Genomic DNA, 22,142 nt, shown 5'->3' with positions numbered 1-22,142 from the left:
ATTCGATGCATTTATTTCACAGCTCCAGACGCAGCTGTAGAACGACGAAGCAGGCGTTTCCCTCTGCCTCTTCCGCTTAGCAACCAACCGTAATATAGTATTCCGACAATGCACGCCAATTGAATATTGTTGAATCCCCAATACAGATGCGGTGTTGGCTTGATATATTCGATCAATAGGCGAAACAGCAAATACGAAGCCATAAACCACTGAAACAGCCGACCGGATTCGTAAGGTACAGCATCCGATCGGGAATCACTAGATACAGCTGGTTGCTCTATACTTGAAGAAGGTTCAGCAATAGATGAAGAATATAACACGCGACTTCGTTTGTATTGCGGATACAATATCACCGCCAGCAGCAGCAAAAATACAATCTCATACAGCTGTGTCGGATGTCGCATAATTCCATCGCCAAAATCCACACCAGTGATCCACGTTGTTGCCACTCCATATGTACGATCTTCCAGCCCAGTCAAAAAGCAGCCAATTCGCCCAATTGCCATGCCAATCATAAGCGGATAAGCAAAATCATCACCGGTTGAGCTTTTCCATCCTGCCCAGCGCTTGGCGAGTTCAACACCAATCAATCCACCGAGCAGACCGCCAACAATCGTCTTGCCACCCCATAACAGATGCCCTTGACTAAGCTGTGCCCAAGTCGCTGCTGGATCTTCCAACCAAAATAACAATCTGGAACCAAGCGCCGCACCTAGAATCGTACCCGCTAGAATCTGCAAGCTGACGAGCTTGGACATACCACTTGGACGACGTGTCCACAGATAGATTCGAAATCCGATAAAATAAGATAGCGTCTCAAACAAAACATGCGGGTGAATCCGCAGCGAGCCAAGATGAATATACACCGGAAACTCCATCGCACGCCTCCTTTTCCCCCCTAATCCTAAAAAAGGATACCAATGACTTGATAGACAGTATTGCGATATCCTACGCATACTCGAATAAAGCCCACATCTCTTAATAACTGAATCAATAACTGAAAATCATCGCTCCGCAGATCGCTAACAGCAGCAATGCAATACCGCCTAGAACCGCGAGCAGCGCAACTACAATTTGCCAAAAGACACGGCTGCCACTGGATGCCGACGGTAACGAATGTTGCGGCATAGGCGGACGAAAAGGCGCAGGATGCACAGCAGCATGGTCATTGTTACGACACCCACCTGTTGTAGAATCATAGCACTCTTCGCAAAGTGGCTTGCCGCATTGGGAGCATTGATGCAGAGCATCTCGGTCTGGATGGTTCATGCAATGAAATTGGTTCATGCGTTCACCTCACCCTTAGATATGTATATACAAATATGGAACTTTGATCCTTCTTAACAAGATATTCGCTAAACAGGAATATTACCCTTCTTGTTCTGAAAAATCTTTTACATTTACTTTTATACAATGGTCGTTTACGGAAGGAAACGATAGCTACGCAGAGATGACTGTACACCAAAAGCAGTCGGTTTATTTCTCGCCTATACAAGAAATAAACCGACTGCCACATATAGGATTGGTTGAATGTCAAAGCAACATCTACTCTTGAACGAAACCAGATGTAATCGAGACTGTTGGTGAAAATAAGGTCGGCAGCTCCTTCAGCAACACTTCACGTGTCAGCACATCGTCAAAATTCAAGCTTGAATCTACGAGATAAATCTGAAATGGATGCCGCTTCTGTACCTCGCGCCAAGCCGTACTTTCGATCAATTCCATTGCTTGCTGCCGTTCCGCTTCATTTTGCTCGATAAGCAGGACCACCCAATCACTCCGATATTGTTCCAATTGCTCTGGCTGAACTAATTGATACGGAATCCCTTCTACAATCATGTTCGATACCGCTTGCGGCGGTCGCAGGGCAAATGGCTGATACAAGGTCAGCGCTACCCCATGCGCCCCCATAACATACAATTGCTGCTGAATCTGTATCAGCACCAGCCCAGTTAACAGATGATCGCTAGAAGACAGTCCATGCTGCTGCTTTAATTGCTTCCATTGATGACGCGATTGCTGACGATGCTGACGAATCCATTGCTCTGCTTCGCGTTTTTTGCCTGTTAAACCAGCAATCTGCCGTAGTCGTACATGTGCAGGATCATGACGATACGTCAAATACACAGGTGCAATACTCGACAACTGCCGACTTAGCTCACGATCTCTGTACTCATGAATGATCAGATCGGGACGCAACGCGGCAATCTTATCTGGGTCGCCATATGTCCCAACATCCGCAATATGCTTGATACGCTCGCTATAAATGACCTGCGCACCGACAATTTTCAACGAAGCGCCTACTGGCTCTACTCCGAGCCAGAGCAGATCGCCAAGCCCACTGCCAGTCACGACAATTCGCAACGGATGATGCGATATTCGCTGGTTGTCTGGTATTGATTGATGATCCGATGAATGTAAGGATCGCTTAGGCGACGATGAAGACTGTTCATGTTCGACAGCATGGTGTGTAATGGTAGTTCCTTTTACCAAGTCTTCGGATGACGTGTCACTATATTCAGATGTTTCCCCTTCACCATCCGGCGGTTTGCGATGATTCATATATTGACGTGGCGGCATACCCATCAATTGACGAAAGCGACGGCTAAAATAATACTCGTCCTTAAATCCGACTGCCTTCGCAATCTCCCGCAATGAATCATTCGACAATACGAGTAGCTCCTTGGCACGCTCCATTCGTAAATGATTGAGATATTCTAGCGGACGACAACCACATAATCGCACAAACAACTGCCCATACTGCCAGCGTCCTAAGCCGCTCATATCCAGCAGCATCTCCACTGTAATCGGCTCGCGATAATGCTGCCGCATATAATCAATGGTCCGCTGTACCGCTTCATGCGGCTGCTCCTCGTAAAGCTGCATGGGTTGTGGTGTGGGGAATGTAATAGAGTCTGCTGTTAGCATCGGCAACGGATTGCGCTCAAAAGCTGATGCTATCGCCTGATTTTGTGTCTTCGTCCTAGCATGATGCAATAAGACCTGCAACATACACTGCTGCACAATGAGATTACGAGACATTTTATGAAGACTATCCATTTCACTTATGTCATCGGACTCATCGAAATGTTCAAGTATATCCAAGCTATTGAACTCATCCAGATGATCAGCAGAATGCACGACATCATCCTGCTGTAGCTGCCGTAATCCATCATAGATGTTATACGTGGACTGCATATCATTCTGAATATGCAACGAAATCGGAATGCCATAAGGCAACAGTGACTGCTGTTGCAAAGCATGTAGGTCATCTGTGTGATCTGTCTGCTCTGCACAAGTTGTGGATTCACTAGATTCACTAGATTCACTAGATTCACTAGATTCACTACGTTGATGATAACCGCGATCATCATCATATTCAAAGCCTAACTCATACCCCCAGCTTGCGTCGCTATCCTCTGTTGAAGTATTTGCAGTCTCTGGATTATATTGTTGTCTAGTATCTTCACCACATTCACTGATTGCATGAATGCTATATACCGAATGAGGCGGAAGCAATACCGCACTATATGGCGCGACAGAAATAGTAGAATCATTTTCCAACATGGAATTGTCTGCTTGTTCTATATGAAATAGCTGAGCTTGATTTCCCAATCTAATCTGAATCGTCACCGCTTGCTTACCAGTCATTAGCAAACGCTGCATCTTCGTGCGCTCGCGTTGAGATGCCAAAGATTGACCGATCGCTTGTGGATGTACGGACACGCAATACCGATACTGCCAAAATAATGTATGCCAGCGAAAGGATTCCTTCGTTGTTGCTTTGTTCATGTCCATCGCTCCTCTGCTATCTACGCTGTCAGTGATAGCCACTTCACCTATATAAAATGCACCTTCAAATGTTCATTAGTGTACCTGCTAGGCTGACTAATGTCCATATCGAAGGTGCATGGTCAAACATAAAATCTCTGCTTATTACTGATTCATGCCATCACTTTTTCATAATGGTCGGTAATTGATCGAGCAACATGTCACGCGTAATTGGATCATCGAAGTTCCATTCCGAAGCGAGCGTATACACATGCCCTTCCTTTACTGCCGGAACGGTTTTCCATATCGCACTGTCCAGCATACTTTGTACTGACGTATTGGATATATCCGTATCATCATGCAAAATAAACAACCAGTCTCCTGCATAATCTGGCAGCGATTCGCCTGCAATCTGAGCAAAGCTTTCTTTTTGATCTATTAGCTTTTGTACACCACCATTCGGTTTGAATTGTAAAATGTGATACAAGGTTGAGGATAGACCATTATCGCCCATCACGTACATATCCTTGCCAATTTGTAAAAAGGCAGTTGCTGTCGCGCCTTTTGGAATATTCAGATTGCTTATTACCTTTTGAGCACGGGCTTCGTAATCTTTGATCCATTGCTCAGCTGCATCTGGTTTGCCGATCACATCTGCAGTTGTACGTAGGCGCTCATACGTTTCGGTTCGCTCCAGCAGTACAACGGGTGCAATTTTAGTCAAGGATGGATATATTTCATCATAAAGCCCACTGCCATCCACCAAAATTAGATCTGGTGCTAACGCAGCTACCTTCTCTGGATCAACTGGCTCGCCCACATCTGCAATCCCCTGCAAACGATCTTTATAAACAACCTGATCCTTAATGACCTGAAGCGACGCACCGATCGGTTCTACGCCAAGTGCCAATAGATCACCTACATCACCACCGATGGAAATGATACGCTGTGGATGAACCGGAATCTGCATCGTATTGCCCTTATAATCGGTGTATTCATGAGTACCGGAAGCTTCGCCTGTTGTCGATACTTGTGTAGTCGGTTGCCCGTTATTTTCGGTAGCGGTGGCTGAACCGCTTCCTGTCTGACTACATCCTGCAAGCAGAATCATCATCAGAATTATACCGCAGATCCCCATTTGATACCGCGATCTAATATTGCCCTGTTGCCAACCCTTCATTATACAATCCCCCTGTATCCTGTTTCATTAATAATGAGAATCATTATCGTTAAGACTATCGTAACGGATTTTGCGCAGGGTTGAAATGGATAAAATGCAGGGTTGTATTATACATTTTGCAGTTTGCATACAAAGATGGATGGATCGGTATCACTCCATAACAGTGTCTACCTGCACAACACAAAAAGCAGCTCAAATGAGCTGCTTACTTTGCCATATGGTAGAAGGAATCTCACGACGCAATATCGGCGCAACCTCAGTAGCGAAGCGTTCCAGCTGCTCCTGTTGTTCCGATTCGGTCAAACCATCCACACTCAGTCCCAACACTTGATGACCAAACGCTTGATGATAATATAGAATCTTCTCAATCACTTGGTCTGGACTGCCAACAAGTGCAGGTCCGTTGGCAATATTGTCTTCCAGTCCACGAAATGGGCTGTTGTTATGCTTGGCGGCATCTGTACCTTGAAACGAATCATAATACGGACGGTAACGACGAATCGCTTCTTCCGCCGTATCCGCCAGATATAGTGCGCCAGCGCCAGCTCCCACCATTGCCTGTGATGGATCGTGACCATAATGCGCCAACCGCTCTCGATAATGGTCAATCAGATCACGATATGTATCCAGTCGATGAAACGTATTGGACGAAAAGATCGGCTCGCCATAGCGCGCTGCTAATTCGGTCGAGCGTGTACTGGATGCACTACCATGCCAGATCGGAATCTGACGCTGATACGGACGTGGCTGACTGGTGAACTCATGCAGCGCCGGACGGTAGCGCCCGCTCCACGTTACCTTTTCCTCTCGCCATAATCGGCGCAATAGCTCATACCGCTCTTCCATCGAATCCCACTGCTCTTCCTCCTGTAAGCCAAACAATGGATAATGGCGCGGATCATTGCCTTTGCCGATAATCAATTCCAGCCGTCCGCCGGACAGATGATCCAACGTCGCATAATCCTCCGCCACCCGCACTGGGTCCAGCACGCTTAATACGGTTACCGTCGTTAACAGACGAATGCGCGCAGTACGTGCAGCGATAGCGGTCAGTACAATCGCTGGTGAAGACGACAGAAATGGCTCGCCATGACGTTCACCAATTCCATATGCGTCATAACCAAGCTCCTCTGCCAGCTCGGCTTGTCGCAGCACATTGTTAAACTTCTGCTGATCGGTCAACTGCTCGCCGGTCAGGGCATGCGGGATATTAGACATTAGGCTAAATAAAGCAAACTTCATCGTATTCCTCCCTGTGGGCTGCATGTCACATGTAGCATTTTAATAGAGCTTGTATATTCTTGTAGAAGCATTATGGTCTGGCTAGTCTGCAATCTACGATACAACAGCAGCAGTGGATACCTAGGCTAAACAAAACAGGCTAAAAGCGACGGAATTGCAGTCTTTCGCGTACACTGCTAATGCCTGAACCACCAACCGGCTGTGCTTCTGCACCTGCTTCTATTTGTTGCTGCTCCTCCGCTTGCAATGCCACATAGCGGGCAAACTTCTCCTCATCTACCACTTTGCGTAGCAGGTGCATGATCCCATCCTCACCCGCTTCAAACGCATGGATGCGCTCATATCCCCAGCGTTCATACATCGGTAACAGCCACGGATGCTTTTCCGCTGTTGCCAGTGTAACGGCTGGTGCTCCAAGCTCTGCACGGATAACATTCTGTTCTACCCAGTTCAACAGCTTGCGTCCAAGCCCTTTGCTTTGAATATACGGATCGACCGCAAACCACATCACAAATGGCAAATCGGTCACATTGCCGAGAAACTGTAGCTTTTCTGCATCAGCAAGTGTAACGGTAGCTTGAATCTGTCCATCCTGCTCCAATACATAGCATTTATTATTCAAAATATTGTTACGAATCTGCTCTACATCCGCATACGCCGCCGGCCATTGCAGCTTCAGCTCTCGAATGGTGATATACGCTTCATAGGTTATATACTGCACACGCGGCGCATCCTCCGCTGTCGCGAGTCGATAGATTTCCGTCATGATTCACACTCCTTATTCCGACTATAACGATGTAATTATATGAATATAAATCTAACATTCCATTTTCTCGATGACTAATCGAACTTTTCTATAAGTAGCGATAGAAGACATCTATCTGTTAATAAAATGAACTAAATGTTGCAGCTATATCCTAACAAAACGGACAGTCCGCATGATGCGAACTGTCCGTTTATTCGACTTGCTGTTTACAATATAGTAATGATCCAATGTACTACTATCATGCAAGATATAACTGCCATGCAAGCTATTACTTTTATGCACCATATCATACGAGTACACAGTACACCGCCAGCCTCACAGGTCTTTGATGATCAAATCCCTGTCCATACATCTTTGACATAACGGCCGTTTTGCTGCAATGCATCAAACCATTGTGTCGCTTCTTCTGCGCTTACGCCTTTGATCTCAGCATATATCTCGCGCAGCGTTTGCTCTACCTCTGGTGCCATACGATTGCCATCGCCACAGATGAATAGCTTGGCACCTTCATCAACCAGACGTACAATATCAGTCGCGTCCTGACGAATCAGATCCTGCACATACTGCTTATTTCCATCGTCTGGGCGAGAAAATGCAGTACGTAGGTGAACCAGCCCTTCCTTGGCATAATGCTCCAATTCTTCTTTGTACAAATAATCTCGCTCTGGATGACGGCAACCGAAGTACAGCCACGCTTCACCAGTGCGCTGCCCATTATTGCGCTGGGCTTCGCGTGCTTGCAGGAAGCCGCGGAACGGTGCCACGCCAGTACCCGGTCCGATCATCACAATCGGTACTTCGGCGCGTTCTGGCAATTCAAAGCCAGACTTCGGCGAACGTATGAACATCAGCACCGTGTCACCTGTTTGCAGACCGGATAAATAGGTCGTAGCTATACCAGAGAATTCGCCTTTCCCGCTACGCGCTGGACCCGTTACGACGCTAACAGTAATCGTCACGCGGTCGCCTTGTACCGATGGCGAGCTGGAAATGGAATAATAGCGCGGCTTGAGAGCAGGCAGCAATCCAAGAAACTGCTCAAAGCTCATTTCGCACGACATATATTCCTCCATCAAATCAAGCAGAGTCAGCCGCTTTTGTAATACTTCGCGATGATATGTCTCGTCATCCAGCAAAGCTTCCAATTCTTTTCTGTGCGGTGGGCATTGATTGTTCTCTGCCATTGCTCGAATCTGTGCGCGAGTGGCTACATCTTGTAATTCCACACTCAGCGTTAGCAGTTCTACAATCGCGATTGGACGATCCAGTGGCAGGTAAGCGGCACTGCTGCCTTTGCCTTGAATAATGATACGTTCCCCACCATCCAGTCGGAAGCGACGTAATACGCGTTGAATCAGAGCTTGCGGATTACGCGGAATAATGCCCATATGGTCGCCTTCGTGATACGTCTCACCCGGCGGCAATGCAATTTCCAAATGCAGCGTACTGCGTCCGCTCTCCGGCTGCTGCAATTCATGCGCTTCGGTAATCTGGCATTCCACTGCATTGTAGGTGCGTACCAATGGACTTCCGACTGGCGAATTAACGAATTGCACTTGCAGCGCATTTTCTTTTTTCAACTGCTGTTCGTCCATCTCGATATGGAACGTTTTAAACAGCTGTTCCCATAATCCACTGCGCCATTCATCCAGCTGCAATTCAAAATCATCGCTTGCATCGCCTTCGCCGCGTGGATAGATGCGTTCAGCACCTTTTTGCTCCATCAGCTTGTCGATCAGTGTTGGAATACGCTGATAGGTGCTTGCCCAGTTGTGGTCACCACAGCCGAATACGGAATACTTGACCCCTTTGCAGCTGTCATCGTCCGCCTGTTGCAGCCATTCTACGAATTTCTCAGCATTGCTGGTGGGGCGTCCATTATAGGAAGCCGCTATGATGAGTAGCACGCCATCGTTCGGTAAATTGCCTGCGTAATCGTCCAATGCTGCTGCTGACGATTCAAATCCATACGTGCGTCCGCCTTCTTCTAGCTCACGTGCAACTGCTTCGGCTGTACCGAGATTAGAGCCGTATAAGGTCAATAATGGCGTATCATGTCGTTTGAACGCTTCGGATACATGTACATCTCCATGTACAGGAGCTTCCGTATTACCGGGAATCGCCACAGCCATTTCAGATACGCGAGGGGTAACTTTTATGCGGAATCCGTCTGGTTTGAGCGTTAACGCTTCGCGGATGTTCAGCTGATAATTCTCCTGATCAATTAGGTCAAAATGCTTCACAACCATGCCGAGCACCAGCGTTGCTTCATATAGAGCAAACTGCTGACCAATACAAGCACGCATCCCGTGACCAAACGGCTTGTACACATGCTCTGGAATTTGCGATTCATCCTCAAAACGCTCCGGTATGAAGTCCTCTGCATTCTCCCCCCATACTTCCTTATTGCGATGCAACGATGGCAGAATGATGCTGACACTCTCATTTTTCTTGAGCGGATATTTGCCGCCAAGCATTACATCCTCACGTGCAAAGCGAGAGAATGCTGGTGCTGTTGGCCACAAACGCAACGATTCGCGCAAAATCATACGGATATATTTCAGATCACGCACCTGCTTGTACGTTGGCACAGGATCGGCAAGCACACGGTCAACCTCAGCGCGCGCTTTTTTCAATGTATCTGGATTGTTTAGCAGGAAATACAGAGCAAAGGATAACAAGCCGCTAGTCGTATCGTGACCAGCGATCAGGAACGTAATCATCTGATAACGAATATTCTCATCCGGCAGCGTCTCGCCCGTTTCCGGGTCCTTGCTTTCCAGCATGCGGCTGAGTAGATCATTCTCACCCTGATCGCCATTCTCCTTACGCTGAGCAATCAAGCTATCTGCCACTTGAAACATATAATCGACATCCTTCTGGAATTGTCGCTTGTTCGAAAAGGCAAGCTTGTTCTGGATTGGCAGCCGCTGCCCCTGCGTCATCGCTTCATCCAGCGCGCGCACCATACTTTCTACAAACGGATGCGGCTCTTTGCTGTAAAAGCTGTTAAAACGGTAATTAAACGCGCATAGTCCAATCGTATCCAGCGTCAATCGGGTCATATCTTCTGCCACATCTACCGTTTCGTCTGCATTCGTGCGCGACCATTTCTGGATTAACTGGATCGCAATATCGACCATTTTGTCATGATAATCCTGCATGGCCCGTTGGCTAAAGCTTGGCATCAGCAGCCGATGCGCCTTGCCCCAATTCGGCTCATCCGTCCAACTGGTGAATAGACCGTCTCCGGTAAAAGGGCGTACCCGTTGCAGAGGTGCCCATACTTCCTTATCAAATTTGCGTTCATCGGAAATCTGCTTCACAATCTCAGGATCGCAAGTGTAGATTTGATCTTTGCCACCTAGACCCAGCTTCATCACAGAGCCGTATTCGCCAAGCAATTTCATAACACTTTGCAGAGGTTTTTCAGAATCAAGATGCGGCAAATTGCCGAGTGGACCGTACGTTTTCGGTTGCGGAATAGTTGCTTCTTTTGACATGATGTTTCCTCCCTATCCTTTACCTATGATGATAGCGGAATGAATATTCATTCCGCATGTAGCGCAATCAGATCCCAACAGCATTGTCGGGCAATCTCGTGCAATTGATCGGGATCGCGTGGCAATCCGGTTCGTTGCCCGTGACGGTATTTGTGAATACCGAGAAATGCTCCAAATGTAATAGAGATCATCAGCAGTGGCTCCATCGGCTTCAGCACCTTTGCCTGCTGCCCTGCTACAATTTGCTGTGATACAAATGCCAGCAATTGATCATGAATGTCGATGCTCTGCTGATCGAGTAATCGGAAATAATGTTGGGTATCGATAAATTGCAGACCTTCCCAATCCAGCGTTGCCATCTGATGCAAGCGGTCAATGATATGAATCCAACGGCTCTTACTATCGCCAGCCTGCGGAAAATCCCGTTGAAATGCTTCATGTAGCCAGCTTATTTTTTCCTGAAATAACGCATTTAGCAAGGCTTCCTTACTGCTAAAATAACGATAGATCGTGCCAGCCCCGACTTCTGCGCGTGTAGCAATCTCCGGTACCGTGGTCGCATCAAAGCCCTGCTGTGCAAACAGCTCAAGCGCTGCTTCTACAATTTGAGCTCTTTTATCCAGCACTTTATTCACGTATTCACCTCCCATACAGATTCATGCTCCACTATACGTTTACCCATGAATACGAATCTGCTTGTCAGCCCTTTGCACTCCATTCATTTCGGTTGCCAACCTAAGTTTATGCGCAAATATGAGTACAGAATGAATATGGACATTGCTAACGACCAGTGTAACTGGTTTCTATTTCCATTCTTGCACGTTCTACATGCAGATGCAAGCGGCGTACTCGGCATCCCGCAACCCATAGGGATTTTGCTTATTTTATGGAGTCTACCAGTGCAACATGTAACCTACATTCGATTCGCTGCGGTTGCGGTTGCGGTTGCGGTTGCGGTTGCGGTTGCGGTTGCGGTTGCGGTTGCGGTTGCGGTTGCGGTTGCGGTTGCGGTTGCGGTTGCGGTTGCAAGTATGTAAAACGCCGCCAGATCCAGCGAAACAGGCTGAGTCTGGCGGCGCTTATTTATTTTTTCGATATGGTACGGGCAAGTCATTGATGAATGAACTGTATCCGTCTGGCAGCGTCTGCCTATTCCAGAGTAAATCCTTTTTCCTTTTCCGCTCTGAGCTTCTCAGGTGTTACATCGTTACCTTCAGCATCGACAACGGTCAGTTGGGAAAAGGTACTGAGTACCTGCCCGCGAATTTCGCGCAGGTATTCTTGACGAAGAACATGTTGTTCTTCTTTTTCCGTATCGGTAAGGCCATGCTCGCGTTGTTTTTTGGCCAGTTGATTGATTCGTTCTAAACTTTTGATCATTGTTATTCCTCCTTGCATCATCGCATTTACCTTTGCTTGCTATATATCTTAATTTGTAATGGTTACAATTTAAGATGTTATTAGTATAGCATAAATGAAATTCAAATCAATATCCATAATTTAGCATGTAATATGATTGAATACGTAAAGCGTTAAGCCTATGATACGGGTGGCAGACACCATATATCCGTCTAGCTACCAAACTCTTGTAATGCAATTATTAAGATTGACTATCAAATCAATATATCGTAATATTACGATATATTGATGCAGCGAATGCTACTATTACACCAGTACAGGAGGTTTACGAATGGATTCCATCGCGTTTGATCCCAAAGATTTAAAATTGTTTGACGAGCCTGCTAATCTGCTCAAAGCTCTATCCCACCCTGTACGTCTCTGTATCGTACGCGGATTGATACGTAAAAAGAAATGTAATGTCTCGTATATGCAGGAGTGTCTGGATATGCCGCAATCCACCGTATCTCAACATCTGCAAAAGCTTCGCAATGCGGGAATTGTCGCCACCGAGCGCAGCGGTTTAGAAGTAAACTACGTACTTGCCGATGAGCGTATTGGTCCCATTGTCCACATTTTATTTGGAGAGGAAGAATGTGAATCATGAGTAAAAAAGTCTTGATTGTCGGCGGGGTAGCTGGCGGTGCATCTGCTGCCGCCCGATTGCGTCGATTGGATGAACATGCTGAGATTATTATGTTTGAAAAAGGGCCGCATATCTCTTTTGCCAATTGCGGTTTGCCCTATTATATCGGCGGCTCTATTACGGATCGAGAGCGGCTGCTTGTGCAAACGCCAAAGGGCATGACGGAGCGCTTTCGCATTGATGTACGTACAGAGAGCGAAGTGATCGCGGTAGATGCTCAGCGACGCACCATTACAGTAAACAGTCGAAGCAAGGGTATATATGAAGAACAATATGACGAATTGATATTATCACCGGGCGCACGACCGATCGTACCTGAGCTACCTGGCGTTGATCATCCTCTTATCCGTACCGTGCGCAATGTATCGGATATTGACAACATCAAACAATTGCTAGATGCAAATAACAACGGACAAGCGATTGTTATTGGTGGCGGCTTTATCGGTGTAGAAATGGCTGAAAATCTGCACGAAGCAGGGATGCAAGTAACCTTGATTGAAGGCAATCAGCAAATCTTATCTCCTTTTGATCATGAGTTAGCTGCACAGCTGGCACAGCATATGGAGCAGCAAGGCATTCGGCTTCTTTTCGGGCAGCGTGTAGAAGGCTTTACTTCTCTCGATGACCTAGTCGGCGTTCAATTGGCTAACGGTCATGTATTATCTGCTCATCTCGTTATTCTCGCCATCGGTGTAAAGCCAGATACCGCTTTTCTACACGATAGCGGCATTACGCTTGGGGCGCGTGGACATATTATCGTAAATGAAGCATTGGAAACAAATCAACCGCATATTTATGCAGTCGGTGATGCAACCGAATGGCATGGTCAGCAGGGGCAGATTATAGCCATTCCACTTGCTGGTCCGGCAAACAAGCAGGGCAGAATCGCCGCTGACCGGATCGCTGGTTTGCCAACTCTTTACAAGGGCACGCAAGGGACTTCCATTTTAAAGGTATTCCAGTTGACTGGTGCTTCCACTGGCTCCAATGAGAAAACGTTGCGCCGTCTCGGTCTGCCGTATCATAGCGTGATTGTACATCCGAGTTCACATGCCTCCTACTACCCCGGGGCTAGCCCGATCACGCTCAAGCTTTTATTTACACCTCAAGGACGAATAATGGGTGCACAAGCGATAGGGTATGAAGGTGTAGACAAACGAATTGACGATATTGCCATTGCTATGCGTTTTGGCGGTCATGTAAGTGATCTTGCTGAGCTTGAATTAAGCTATGCACCTCCCTATTCTTCTGCCAAAGATCCGGTGAATATCGCTGGGTATGCAGCAGATAATATGATTACTGGACGTGCTCAGATGGTTACGTATGATCAATTGGAGCAGCTCTATAATGCCGAGGATGCTTCTATATTGCTGATTGATGTACGTAGCCAAATTGAGCACGATAACGGTCATATTCCCGGTTCCCTGTCCATTCCAGTCGATGAGCTACGTGATCGTCTCGATGAGCTGGATGCTAATAAACGTATTCTGGTCTATTGTCAGGTCGGTCTACGGGGATATACCGCATCGCAAATATTGCGGCAGCACGGATACCATGTCGCCAATTTAAGCGGCGGATACAAAACATGGCGACAAGCACAATTCCGCCCAGCTTCTTTGCCAACGTTTCAGGATAAGGATCGTACGGGACAGATCTACCATCATCAGGGTTCTGTACATGACACAAAGCCAACTCAGCAAACAAGTCATCCTATCTCTCAGCCACAACAACGTGAACAACAAACAAGCGTAGCAGAACATGTATCTGCACGTTCACCCGAAGGCAGTGCAGCGTCCGAACATACAGCTACCAGTACAGGAATCGATCTGGAGCTGGACGTATGCGGATTAAGCTGTCCCGGTCCTCTAATTCAAGTCAAACAAATGTCTGACCAGATGACTGCCGGGCAACAGCTACGCGTCCGTGCATCTGATCCGGGATTTTACGAAGACATTAAGGCATGGTGCAAGATGTCAGGCTACTCCTTGCTTCGTCTGGAGTATCTTGCAGGCGGTGTGATTGAGGCGGTGTTGCGTAAACCGACAGATGCCGAGCAACATAGAACGCAAGCTACACGCTTGACCAACGCTATCGATGACATCCAACAGCCAACGTCACCACCCGCCAGCACTATGGTTGTATTTAGCGGTGATCTGGATAAAGCAATTGCTTCTTTTATTATCGCCAATGGCGCGGCAGCCAGCGGTCGCAAGGTTACGATGTTCTTTACCTTCTGGGGATTGAATATGATCCGTAAGCCGCAGCAACCGCCTGTGCAGAAAGACATGCTGGGACGCATGTTCGGCTTTATGATGCCACGCGGTAGCCGCAAGCTGGGCATGTCAAAAATGAATATGCTGGGCATAGGTCCACGTATGATTCGCGGTGTAATGGGGCAACGCAATATCGCCTCACTCGAAGAACTGATACAGAGCGCTCTTTCACAAGGCGTAGAGTTGGTCGCCTGTCAGATGTCGATGGATGTGATGGGCATTCAACGGGAAGAACTGCTAGACGATGTGATGCTTGGCGGTGTTGGCTATTATCTTGGTCAAGCAGATCAGTCGAACCACAACCTGTTTATTTAGGAAGCATTAAAGTATCAAGTATATCTATACGCATTATGTAGGATTACAATGGATGGTCTATGACTATCCATTGTAGCTATCACTGGTTGGAAACAAAGGAATAATAAAAGACGTACCGGCTTCATGAAGATCATGAAAGTACGGTACGCCTTTTGTTATTCGACCTTTTATTACTTCAATCGTAGCTTTTGCTGTTATCAGGCTGTCCAATGAGCAAACTGAATAACAAGATTGCTAAAAGAAAACTCGTTACAATACAATGTTGCACTTACATGATGACCGATTCCATTACTTAACGACACGCCTTGCCGTCACGTAGCGGTTTTTGTAATACGATTGAGATAAACTACTAATCGTTACACCGGTACTGCTTGCGGAATGAATAAATTTGTTATTACCGATATAGATGCCGACATGCGAGATACCGTATCCCATCGTGTTAAAAAAGACCAGATCGCCTACCGAAAGATTCCCCTTATAGACAGCTTTACCTATTTTGGCTTGTTGGCGAGCGGTGCGTGGCAGTGACTTATTCAGCTTTTTATATACATATCGAGTAAAGCCGGAGCAATCGAACCCGTGTGTGCTCGTTCCACCCATCACATAAGGTGTACCGATGACGCGAGTTGCTTGGCTTTTAATTTCACTTTTAAATGTCGGTGTGCTGGCAGATGCGCCGTCCGGTTGTGCTGTGCAAATCACAGCCGCAGCCAGCAGAGACAATATCAATTTCTTCAATCAAATACTTCTCCCTTCGGTGCTTGCGGAGTTATTTCAGAGGTACAGACGGGCAGCAAACATTCATTATGTAGAGCTTTTTCCCATTAAGTAACCTACCCGCTGTGCAATAAATTCGTGTCAAGAACGTCAGGTAACAGATAAAAGGTCAGTTCGGATCGTAATCCGCATCTGCCTAGGATTCCATGAAATCGTGGAATGAATCACTTGTTAAAATTTTGTAACCTTTAACAGGTTAAATCATTTCACGCTTGTTTGTCAAATTTCGTCGGAATCTACGTCTATATGTAGGGTCATTCTTCCTGTATGTACTTCGCAAAAGAACGGATTGCTAAAATGAAAAGCAGGACATTTTTCACGAATAGGCAATTTGAATTTTTTTTGCGATATATAGTTAGAATTGGATAACAACGTAAAAACATTGTCATTTTTACAGAAAATATGGTTTATCTACGCTCTTTTTATTGTGAAAACCATAAAACAATACGCAAATACGCCATAAATAATAAAGGTGCTATTTTATCTTTATCATGCAAAAATCCTGCTCCCCGGCGGTTACCGAGTGCAGGATTTATCATACATTCACATCTGTATCTACTATTTATTTACGGAAACGCACCTGTTCCTGAATTGCGTAACGGATAATATGGTTACGGTGCTGTTCCTTAATATCGCTATATTTGAGCGCTACTTTGTATTTTTGATCTTCCAGTTGATTCATATAGACAAGATCTGCTTTGAAGGGCAGCAACATTTCGTTGCTTCCTTTATATAGATATAAGGTGCCTTCATACTTTTGGTAATTCACCGGCTGCCGGCTGTAAAAGGATAAACCGCCACCGCTAATATCATGCGTATAAATTTGCAATTCCAGATCTGTATCCTCTTCCACGACATGCAGATCACAGCGTAGCGATGAGCTAATCCGCAAATAATCGCGGTTTTGAATTTTAATAATCTCGTCTGGATTAGGGCTTTGCAGCTTGATTCGAATTTGGTTCTCATCGCTGCGTGTAATTCTAGTTTTGAACTGATATTTCAGCTTGTTATGACCAACGAAAAAGGCGAACACATCCTTTTTCATCATGTCGCTCAATGCAAGCTTCTCACGAGGTGCGATATGCTCCAGACGGGCAATATCAGCCAGCGTAATATATTGCTCATCGAACTCCTCTACCCGCCCAACGAACATATTGCCTTCATCGTCCTGCACATCCAGATACTGATTGGCAAAAATATAATTTTGTAGCTTCATGACCATGTTCCCCTTATCTCTAGCCTGTCTGTAAGCGTTCGCGTAGCGATACAGCAGGGATTTTATTATTTTAAAAATGCAGCAACTGCGTCATGCCCGAGTACTCATTTCCATTGTTTATATGCTTTGTATCCAATTCAGGCAAAACTGTAAATTCAAACTGCTTATGACTTATATAAGCAAGTGAATCATGTAAAAGTATCATACCACAAAAGTCCCAAATTGATAATATGTATTTTGTCGAATTTTGGTTAAAAAGAACTAATTTTGATAGGTTTTATCATGAAGCAATTGTAAAAAAGATGTAATAAATTGGGTATTTGTATATTTTTTCGCCTAGGTATTAAGAATGATTAAATATGAAAACTTGTTAAGAATGGCATTGCAGGCATATCATTCGTCCCATGATTGGGATTGCCAAAAATAGTACTGCAAAAAGGCTGCGCACAGTCGCGCAGCCCTTTCCATGAACATTCACATGACAAATCAGTTACTTTTTGCTGTCTTCATAGAAGATGAAGTGGAATGGATAGATGGAATCAAGGATGAAAGGTTGATCCGCAGCACCCGCATCGCATTCAGTACAGCCAGCAAGGTGACACCTACATCAGAGAATACCGCTTCCCACATCGTAGCAATGCCGAATGCGCCTAGCGTCATGAAGATCACCTTCACACCAAGTGCAAACCATATATTTTGCCAAACAATACGGCGGGTACGACGAGCGATGCCAATTGCCGCAGGTAAACGGGAAGGTTCGTCATTCATAATGACTACATCTGCCGCTTCAATCGCCGCATCTGAACCTAGACCACCCATCGCTACACCGATGTCTGCTTGAGCCAGCACAGGTGTATCGTTAATCCCGTCACCAACGAAAACAATCTTCTCTCCACGTGCGCGTAATTCATTCAGTCGTTCCAGTTGAGCTACCTTGTCCTCTGGCAGCAATTCGGAATACACCTCGTCCACTCCTAGCTGATGCGCCACCTGCTCCGCTGTTTGACGAGTATCGCCGGTCAGCATGATCACTTTGCGGATTCCTTGCTGCTTGAGCATGGTGATGGCGGCAGCAGCATCCGGCTTGATCTCGTCGGCAATTACGATATGCCCTGCATATTCTCCATCCACAGCCAGATGCACAATCGTACCCACACCTGTCGGTTCTGTAGCAACAAGCTTATTCCGCTCCATCAGTCGCCGATTACCAGCAAGTATATGTCGATTATCTAGCATCACTTCAATGCCATAACCGGCATGCTCACTATAATCCCTGATTCGTGCTTGATCCAATGTATCCTTATGGGCATCACGAATTGATTCGGCAATCGGATGACTGGAATGCAGCTCCGCATAAGCGGCAATTTCCAGCAATTGCTGCTGCGTATAGGACGTACCTGCTGCAGGATATATTCCAGTGACGGCAAATGTACCTTTTGTCAATGTGCCTGTTTTATCGAATACGACATATTTGACGCCATTTAATGCTTCCAAATAATTGCTGCCCTTGACCAGAATGCCATTGCGGGATGCAGCACCAATCCCCCCAAAAAAACCAAGTGGAATCGACACGACCAGTGCGCATGGACAAGAAATTACGAGAAACACAAGTGCGCGATAGACCCAGTCTGCAAAGGATGCACCGCTGATCAGCAATGGCGGAACAACTGCCAGCAACGTTGCAATAATCACAACCGCTGGCGTATAGTAGCGAGCGAACTTGGTAATAAACTTCTCGGTCTGCGCCTTTTTGCTGCTGGCATTTTGCACCAGCTCCAGAATCTTCGCTACCGATGACTCCCCAAATCCACGGCTGACTTGGAGAGTTATCACGCCATTTTTATTCACAAAGCCCGCCAATACTTCGCTATTCACTTGCGCTTGACGCGGAACGGATTCACCAGTCAGTGCAGAAGTATCCAACATAGAATTGCCTGCAATCACGATACCATCCAAAGGAACCTTTTCCCCCGGCTTGATAACAATATGATCGCCGATCTGCACTGTCTCCGGCGATACCTGAGTTATGCCATTCGCTGTTTGCAGATTGGCATAATCTGGACGAATATTCATGAGCTCAGCAATCGAACGACGCGAGCGCTCGACCGCATAGCCTTGAAACATCTCTCCTAGCTGATAAAAGAGCATAACTGCTACACCTTCTGGATATTGACCGATAAGGAACGCCCCCACCGTCGCTACCGCCATTAGAAAATACTCGTCAAATACTTGTCCGCGTATGATATTGCGTACTGCCTGCCAAACAATATCACCGCCAGCAATCAGATACGCTATGAGAAATACTGTCAGTTCGACTGTACCAGACAAAGGCAGTATTAACCCGCCTGCTAGTAAAATACCGCCGCCTACCAAACGGAGCAGCAAATTGCGCTGCTGATTGTCGCCATGAGCGTGCGTGTGACCTTGATGATCATGGTCATGTGTATGTGTATGTGTATGTGAATGCTCTGACTGTGTATGCTCGTGTGCGTGCATATGCTGTGCCGATGTTGAGGTATGATTTCCGTGCGAAATATCCGCATCAGCATGGATAGCTGGATGGTGCAAAGCCATTGTATCGCTATCGAGGCGATGGGCTTGAGCAATCGTTTTTGCGATAGGTGCTTTCACCTTGACCTGTATATGCGGTTCGATGCGATTCACGGTGCGTGCAGCTTCACCAGTCACTTGTTCCGCCTGCTCCTGATCCGTTTCTAAGGTCAATGTTTTATTGACAAAGTTAACGGAGCAGGAAGATACACCCTTGATCTTGCTCACACCGTTCTCGATCTTCATCGCGCAATTGGCACAATGCAGTCCATCTAGTGTCAACTCACGCGTCGTCAGTTTTAACGATGCCTGTCCCATCGTAATTCCTCCCTTTAGCGAAAAGACTACTATCCCTTTTGCTCATGTTTTCGCTATCTATTTTTATTTTATCAATACATGAGTAATTGTTCATATGTTATGTCCAGTATACGTTTCGCTACTCTCAATGTCAAAGCTAAAAGACGGAATATTATAAAAAAAGTCAGCATCGTATCCTAATGACACGACGCTGACTTTTTCTGGTTTTCTCGGTTCGATACAATAGGCTAATGGCACGTGGAATCATATAGTAGGAACCACTTCTCTAAGTGAATCACTTCCCTACTGTATAGGAACCACCTGTCTATGGTGAAATTCATTCGATACTGCCAGACGAATCGATACGCGACTCTAACTGTATATTAACTTCGTTTCCATGAGTCCTTGAGTGATACGACCCGATTGAATACCGGATGATCCTCGCGGCTATACCGGCTATCGGTTACAAAATACCCATGTCGGATGAATTGATAATGCGCCTCTGGATCAGGATGACGAAGCATCGGCTCTGCCAGCGCATGCTCAACTACGATGCGCGAATCGGGGCGGATACGATCCTTCCACGGATCATCGTTGACTGGATCATGCACTGTGTCGGGAATATCCTCTATCTTCGCCTCTTCATCTGTATTCACCATCTCAGTTACATCACTTTCTTCCTTGAGCAATGGATGATACAAATGTACCTCTACCGGAACAGCATGAGAGGCAGCTACCCAGTGAATGGTTGATTTTACTTTACGTTCATTGAATCCGCTACCGCTACGTGTGGCAGGATCATACATACAATGCACCTCGCTGATCTCACTCGTCTCTGGGTCATGCACAATCCGTTCACACCGGATGAAATACGCCCCTTTCAGCCGCACTTCCACACCCGGCGATAGGCGATGGAAACCGCGCTCTGGCACGTCCATCACATCCTCACGCTCGATCCAGATTTCACGAGTGAATGGAAGCTGACGTGTACCACTAGCTTCATGTTGCGGATGATTCTCCACTTCTAGCCATTCGGTAGTGGCAGCATCGTAGTTGGTAATAACGACTTTGACTGGATTCAGAATTACCATAGCGGACATGGCTTTTGGCTTGAGATCCTGACGAACAGCGTGTTCCAGCATACCGAGATCCACAGTGCTGCTTGCCCGAATCATACCAACATCTTGGAAAAAGGCATGAATACTATCTGCCGTATAGCCGCGACGACGCATCCCTTGTAAGGTTGGCAAGCGCGGATCATCCCAGCCATCTACGTATCTACCCTCCACCAATTGCCGCAAATACCGCTTGCTCGTTACCACACCGCTAATATTCAATCGTCCAAACTCGCGTTGCTTCGGCGGCTCGACGATCTCCAGCTCATGCAACACCCAGTCGTATAAGGGACGATGCTCCTTAAATTCAATGGAGCATAAAGAATGCGTGATGCCTTCCTTCCAATCTTGAATGGGATGCGCAAAATCATACATCGGATAAATGCACCACTCGTTCCCTGTGCGATAATGCGGTGTATGAATGATCCGGTATAGCACTGGATCACGTAAATTCATGTTAGGCGATGCCATATCAATACGTGCACGCAGTACCTTTTCCCCAGTAGCGAATTGACCCGCACGCATAGCGGATAACAGCTCCAAATTCTCAGTGACACTGCGGTTACGGTATGGACTATCTATGCCTTTTTCAGTTAGTGTGCCACGATATTTTGCCATGTCCGCTGGCGTCAGATCACATACATAGGCTTTACCCTTTTTAACCAGATGTACAGCAGCAGCATAATAATCTTCGCTGTAATCTGACCCGTAATGTACCGCTGGATGATAACCGAGCCAAGCTAGATCGCGGATGATGGCTCGGACATATTCCTCGTCCTCCTTGAGCGGATTCGTATCATCCAGCCGTAACACAAATTCACCGTTGAACTGCTTTGCCATACTTGCGTTCAGGATAATGGCGAAGGCGCTGCCGATATGCAAGTAACCGTTCGGCTCCGGCGGGAAACGAGTCGCGATAGGGCGACTGAATAGACCTTCTGCCAGATCTTCTTTGATGATACGAGTAATAAAATGATCATGTTCAACATGATCAGGATCTATAGAATGCGATGGATTGGAATGAATCATGATTAGGGGTGACCTCCTTTAATGGTGAGGAAACGATGAATACCTACGATCAGCCATCCGAATC

The 22,142-nt window shown here is 46.4% G+C and carries 16 protein-coding genes; 2 read left to right on the top strand and 14 right to left on the bottom strand.

Features of this window, described 5'->3' with window-relative positions; genetic code table 11:
- Nucleotides 1-11: 11 nt before the first annotated feature.
- From ABXR35_RS07465 to ABXR35_RS07420, 10 genes are all read right to left on the bottom strand, one after another.
- Nucleotides 12-878 (bottom strand): prolipoprotein diacylglyceryl transferase, encoded by an 867-nt coding sequence (locus tag ABXR35_RS07465; protein ID WP_367057619.1) that lies wholly within the window; start codon nt 876-878, stop codon nt 12-14.
- A gap of 112 nt (nt 879-990) precedes the next feature.
- Nucleotides 991-1,287 (bottom strand): hypothetical protein, encoded by a 297-nt coding sequence (locus ABXR35_RS07460; RefSeq protein ID WP_367057616.1) that lies wholly within the window; start codon nt 1,285-1,287, stop codon nt 991-993.
- A gap of 258 nt (nt 1,288-1,545) precedes the next feature.
- The gene (locus tag ABXR35_RS07455) at nt 1,546-3,792 is read right to left on the bottom strand and encodes a helix-turn-helix domain-containing protein (RefSeq protein ID WP_367057613.1); all 2,247 of its coding nucleotides are present in this window, start codon (nt 3,790-3,792) and stop codon (nt 1,546-1,548) included.
- Nucleotides 3,793-3,952: 160 nt separating this feature from the next.
- Nucleotides 3,953-4,951, bottom strand: coding sequence for an ABC transporter substrate-binding protein (locus tag ABXR35_RS07450; protein ID WP_367057610.1), 999 nt, complete (start codon nt 4,949-4,951; stop codon nt 3,953-3,955).
- Between the two features lie 192 nt (nt 4,952-5,143).
- On the bottom strand, nt 5,144-6,193 hold the full coding sequence (locus tag ABXR35_RS07445) for an LLM class flavin-dependent oxidoreductase (protein ID WP_367057607.1): 1,050 nt from the start codon (nt 6,191-6,193) through the stop codon (nt 5,144-5,146).
- Nucleotides 6,194-6,332: 139 nt separating this feature from the next.
- Nucleotides 6,333-6,959: a GNAT family N-acetyltransferase gene (locus tag ABXR35_RS07440; RefSeq protein WP_367057604.1), complete on the bottom strand. Its 627-nt coding sequence runs from the start codon at nt 6,957-6,959 to the stop codon at nt 6,333-6,335.
- Nucleotides 6,960-7,291: 332 nt separating this feature from the next.
- Nucleotides 7,292-10,462: a bifunctional cytochrome P450/NADPH--P450 reductase gene (locus tag ABXR35_RS07435; RefSeq protein WP_367057601.1), complete on the bottom strand. Its 3,171-nt coding sequence runs from the start codon at nt 10,460-10,462 to the stop codon at nt 7,292-7,294.
- A 47-nt stretch (nt 10,463-10,509) separates the two neighbouring features.
- Nucleotides 10,510-11,097, bottom strand: a complete 588-nt coding sequence (locus ABXR35_RS07430) for a TetR/AcrR family transcriptional regulator (protein WP_367057598.1) — start codon at nt 11,095-11,097, stop codon at nt 10,510-10,512.
- 278 nt (nt 11,098-11,375) lie between these two features.
- A complete protein-coding gene (locus tag ABXR35_RS07425; protein WP_367057595.1) occupies nt 11,376-11,576 on the bottom strand; it encodes a hypothetical protein in 201 nt (66 codons plus the stop codon).
- Nucleotides 11,577-11,611: 35 nt separating this feature from the next.
- Nucleotides 11,612-11,842 (bottom strand): DUF896 domain-containing protein, encoded by a 231-nt coding sequence (locus ABXR35_RS07420; protein ID WP_367057592.1) that lies wholly within the window; start codon nt 11,840-11,842, stop codon nt 11,612-11,614.
- A gap of 310 nt (nt 11,843-12,152) precedes the next feature.
- Between ABXR35_RS07420 and ABXR35_RS07415 the strand changes: the two genes are divergently transcribed.
- Nucleotides 12,153-12,467: an ArsR/SmtB family transcription factor gene (locus ABXR35_RS07415; protein ID WP_367057589.1), complete on the top strand. Its 315-nt coding sequence runs from the start codon at nt 12,153-12,155 to the stop codon at nt 12,465-12,467.
- Nucleotides 12,464-15,094, top strand: coding sequence for an FAD-dependent oxidoreductase (locus tag ABXR35_RS07410; RefSeq protein WP_367057586.1), 2,631 nt, complete (start codon nt 12,464-12,466; stop codon nt 15,092-15,094). Before ABXR35_RS07415 ends, ABXR35_RS07410 begins: the two co-directional genes overlap by 4 nt.
- 288 nt (nt 15,095-15,382) lie before the next feature.
- Here ABXR35_RS07410 and ABXR35_RS07405 read toward each other — a convergent pair whose 3' ends face one another.
- The 4 genes from ABXR35_RS07405 to ABXR35_RS07390 form a co-directional block, all read right to left on the bottom strand.
- Complete coding sequence (locus ABXR35_RS07405) at nt 15,383-15,832, bottom strand: C40 family peptidase (RefSeq protein ID WP_367057583.1); 450 nt, start codon at nt 15,830-15,832, stop codon at nt 15,383-15,385.
- Nucleotides 15,833-16,433: 601 nt separating this feature from the next.
- The gene (locus ABXR35_RS07400) at nt 16,434-17,087 is read right to left on the bottom strand and encodes a flagellar brake protein (protein WP_367057580.1); all 654 of its coding nucleotides are present in this window, start codon (nt 17,085-17,087) and stop codon (nt 16,434-16,436) included.
- A gap of 486 nt (nt 17,088-17,573) precedes the next feature.
- Nucleotides 17,574-19,955 carry a heavy metal translocating P-type ATPase gene (locus ABXR35_RS07395; RefSeq protein ID WP_367057577.1) on the bottom strand — a complete coding sequence of 794 codons (2,382 nt, stop codon included), beginning with the start codon at nt 19,953-19,955 and terminating at the stop codon, nt 17,574-17,576.
- A gap of 362 nt (nt 19,956-20,317) precedes the next feature.
- The gene (locus ABXR35_RS07390) at nt 20,318-22,078 is read right to left on the bottom strand and encodes a glutamine--tRNA ligase/YqeY domain fusion protein (protein WP_367057574.1); all 1,761 of its coding nucleotides are present in this window, start codon (nt 22,076-22,078) and stop codon (nt 20,318-20,320) included.
- Nucleotides 22,079-22,142: the final 64 nt, after the last annotated feature.

Origin of the sequence: Paenibacillus sp. JQZ6Y-1 (assembly GCF_040719145.1) — a bacterium.
In the GTDB taxonomy this organism is placed as follows: Bacteria; Bacillota; Bacilli; order Paenibacillales; family Paenibacillaceae; genus Saccharibacillus; species Saccharibacillus kandeliae.
Note: the sequence above shows the minus strand (reverse complement) of the source record. Positions and strands in the feature narration are given on the sequence as shown.

Coding starts and splice junctions, on each gene's coding strand:
- ABXR35_RS07465 (WP_367057619.1), bottom strand. CDS start 878: ATGGAGTTTCCGGTGTATATTCATCTTGGCTCGCTGCGGATTCACCCG.
- ABXR35_RS07460 (WP_367057616.1), bottom strand. CDS start 1,287: ATGAACCAATTTCATTGCATGAACCATCCAGACCGAGATGCTCTGCAT.
- ABXR35_RS07455 (WP_367057613.1), bottom strand. CDS start 3,792: ATGAACAAAGCAACAACGAAGGAATCCTTTCGCTGGCATACATTATTT.
- ABXR35_RS07450 (WP_367057610.1), bottom strand. CDS start 4,951: ATGAAGGGTTGGCAACAGGGCAATATTAGATCGCGGTATCAAATGGGG.
- ABXR35_RS07445 (WP_367057607.1), bottom strand. CDS start 6,193: ATGAAGTTTGCTTTATTTAGCCTAATGTCTAATATCCCGCATGCCCTG.
- ABXR35_RS07440 (WP_367057604.1), bottom strand. CDS start 6,959: ATGACGGAAATCTATCGACTCGCGACAGCGGAGGATGCGCCGCGTGTG.
- ABXR35_RS07435 (WP_367057601.1), bottom strand. CDS start 10,462: ATGTCAAAAGAAGCAACTATTCCGCAACCGAAAACGTACGGTCCACTC.
- ABXR35_RS07425 (WP_367057595.1), bottom strand. CDS start 11,576: ATGACTTGCCCGTACCATATCGAAAAAATAAATAAGCGCCGCCAGACT.
- ABXR35_RS07420 (WP_367057592.1), bottom strand. CDS start 11,842: ATGATCAAAAGTTTAGAACGAATCAATCAACTGGCCAAAAAACAACGC.
- ABXR35_RS07415 (WP_367057589.1), top strand. CDS start 12,153: ATGGATTCCATCGCGTTTGATCCCAAAGATTTAAAATTGTTTGACGAG.
- ABXR35_RS07410 (WP_367057586.1), top strand. CDS start 12,464: ATGAGTAAAAAAGTCTTGATTGTCGGCGGGGTAGCTGGCGGTGCATCT.
- ABXR35_RS07400 (WP_367057580.1), bottom strand. CDS start 17,087: ATGAAGCTACAAAATTATATTTTTGCCAATCAGTATCTGGATGTGCAG.
- ABXR35_RS07395 (WP_367057577.1), bottom strand. CDS start 19,955: ATGGGACAGGCATCGTTAAAACTGACGACGCGTGAGTTGACACTAGAT.
- ABXR35_RS07390 (WP_367057574.1), bottom strand. CDS start 22,078: ATGATTCATTCCAATCCATCGCATTCTATAGATCCTGATCATGTTGAA.